Source organism: Paenibacillus sp. 01T422 (assembly GCF_056398785.1).
This window is the reverse complement of the sequence record NZ_JBFTQB010000955.1, coordinates 1-2371: the sequence shown is the minus strand read 5'-3', so window position 1 is coordinate 2371 and position 2371 is coordinate 1. Positions and strand designations below refer to the sequence as shown.

Below are 2371 nucleotides of genomic sequence, written 5' to 3'. Positions count from 1 at the left end.
GTAGATGCCAAAGCTCATACGATCAAAGTACCGGTTGATAATTTCGGTTATTTCCAAGTCATGTATATGGATAACAGCTTTAATGATGTAACGAATCATGATTGGGCTCGTGATTATCTGGATATTCTTTATTCCAAAGGGATTATGAACAACAAGACACCGGGACAGTTCTTACCGAATGACGCAATTACTCGCGGTGAGTTTGTAACGATGCTGGTTAACATTTTTAATATCCCATTAGTGAATGAAGATACAACCTATCACACTAACGATCCGACCAACCCTAACTTCCAAGGAACATTCGCGGATGTGCGCAGAGGTCTTGGATTACCGAATAGCAGCAGTTTGTATGACTTCATGCATATTGAAGCAGGAGCGCGGGCAGGAATCGTTAGAGGTAACTCCAACGGCTTGTTCCTTCCGACCAATTCTATTAGCCGTCAAGATGCAGCTGTTATGATTGAAAGAGCAGCAAACATGAAAACCAGCGCGGATTCAGTCAAATCCCTAGCTAATCTTAAAAAGCAATTCACAGATGCAGGTGACATTGATACCTATGCACTAGCTTCCGTTGAAGCAGTGATCAAAGCGGGACTAATGGATGGCATCGAAAATGCTCCTGTTCAAGGACAGAAAAAGCCAACATATAGTTATGATCCTAAAGGGAATATGACTAGAGCTCAAGCCGCGGCTATTGCTAACCGAGTGCTTAAACAACAGAAGAAAATTCCTTAAATCTTGAATGAACATAGGCTGCTCCGATAAAATCGGATGCAGCCTTTTACCTTTTTAATAATTCGTTTCAGCTTATATTAAGCTAATTTTTAGCTAGATTTCAGGTTCCGTACTTATTTAATTCACAATTAAAATGTAAATTGTAAATGTGAGTGATACATGCACAAACCGATAAGTATTAAACTAGTAAAACGAAGCTGCTGGAAAATACTTATCAATGAAATTTAGTATATACTCACGTATACTAAGTCGTGTAGCCGAGATGATAGCCGCGGAGCTACATAGAATCGGCAAAGAAAATGATTCAAACTGTCGTCCCGTTGGTTATAAGTTTTTATAACAAAAAACTTTAAAATATTAGGAGGAAACAAAACTTTATGAAAAAAACACTTTCCGTAGTTCTTACATCCGCTATGGCTCTTTCGATGTTCTCATCCCTAGCATTCGCAGCGAAATCATCTACTGATTTCACAGATTTGAAAGACCTGGATGCTGCTACAAAAGCGAAATTTGATGCCATGATCTCTGCTGGTATCTTCGACGGTGTATCCGAAACAACATTTGGTCTGAAAGACGAAATGAACCGTGCGCAATTCGCAAAAGTTGCTGCATTGATCATGGGTCTTGACGTTAAYAAAGATTTGAAAACTTCGAGCTTTACTGACGTTAGTGTAACCGACGAAGCTAATGGTTATGCACTTCCTTATATYGAAGCTTTGAAAACTGCTGGCGTAACAGACGGCTAYGCTGAAGGTCAATACAAYCCAGCTGGTAAAGTAACGAAAGAACAAYTGGCTACTTTCTTGGTTCGTGTTCTTGGTCAAGATGAAGCAGCTAAAGGCAAAACAGGTACAGACACAACGGTATCTGGCTGGGCACAAGGTTATGTTGCTCTGGCACTTGAATTGAAACTTCTAACTAACGGTGAAGATGGTACATTTGGTGGCCAAGCTAACGCAACTCGTGATCTACTTTTGACAGGTGCTTATGAAGCGAAACAACAATATGTACCGGCTGGTAAAGTATCCGTTACAGGAGCAAAAGCAACAGGTGCACAACAAGTAACAGTTACATTTAACAAACCAGTTGATACAGACAAAGCTACTTTAAGCTTGAAAAAAGGTACTAGCGATGTTGTTACAACTACAAAATTCTCTGATGACAAGAAATCCGCGGTTCTAACATTGGCAGATGTGAAAGTCAGCAATGGTGAGTACACAGTAACAGTTTCCGGTTTGGATGCAGCTACAGTTGAGAAAACATCGGCAACTTTCACAGGTGAAGATGAAGTTCTTACAAAAATTGATTTCGTAAATGCTGGCGACACCATCGCTTATGCAGATAAAACAATCGTGAAAGTAAAAGCTTCTAACCAATATGGTGAGAATGCAACAACAAACGCTGGTTCTTATAATGTTTACACATCTGCAGCTACATTCACAAAAATCACGAAAGATACAGATGGTACTTTGTTGATCACTTTGGATACAGCTAACGAAAGCACAACACAAGGCGTATCCGTGATCCCTGTAACTATCGTTAACAACGACAGCCATATCACAGCTACGAAAAACTTCAAATTGGGTACACAACCAATCTTGACGAAACTTGAGCTTGGTGATGCTCGCTACTCCGT

Annotated in this window: 2 protein-coding genes; both read left to right on the top strand. The window is 40.1% G+C overall.

Annotated features, from left to right (window positions below; all coding sequences use genetic code 11):
- The coding region (locus AC1DUA_RS34025; RefSeq protein WP_477503947.1) for an S-layer homology domain-containing protein at window positions 1-735 on the top strand (735 nt) is incomplete at its 5' end.
- A gap of 377 nt (window positions 736-1112) precedes the next feature.
- A partial coding sequence (locus AC1DUA_RS34020; RefSeq protein ID WP_477503946.1) for an S-layer homology domain-containing protein occupies window positions 1113-2371 on the top strand: 1259 nt, incomplete at its 3' end.